This is a genomic window from Microbispora sp. NBRC 16548, from assembly GCF_030268985.1.
In the GTDB taxonomy this organism is placed as follows: domain Bacteria; phylum Actinomycetota; class Actinomycetes; order Streptosporangiales; family Streptosporangiaceae; genus Microbispora; species Microbispora catharanthi.
Map to the genome: position 1 here is coordinate 1 of NZ_BSSF01000113.1, position 281 is coordinate 281.

General features: G+C 71.2%; 1 pseudogene. It reads left to right on the forward strand.

The features are described from left to right. A pseudogene (locus QSK36_RS43275) lies at window positions 1–229 on the forward strand (hypothetical protein); the annotation flags it as partial. Between the last annotated feature and the right edge of the window lie 52 nt (window positions 230–281).

The following is a 281-nucleotide window of genomic DNA, read 5'->3' on the forward strand; positions in this document are numbered from 1 at the left end:
GGTGCTGGGTCTGGCCGACCGGGTGCTGGTCGTGCGTGAGGGCCGGATCGTCCACGAGGCGCCGGCCGAGGACCTGGACGAGCACCGGGTGCTCGATCTGGTGATGGTCTCCGCGCAGGAGACACCCGCGCCCGCATCCGCATCCGCGTCCGCATCCGATTCCGGGTCCGTGTCTGATTCCGGGTCCGGTGTAGCTAATCCCCCCTCTGAAGGAGCGTTCCATGACTGAGGTCGATCAGGCCGCGCCGGCCGGTCCCCGCGTGAAGGCGGCGGGCCCGGGC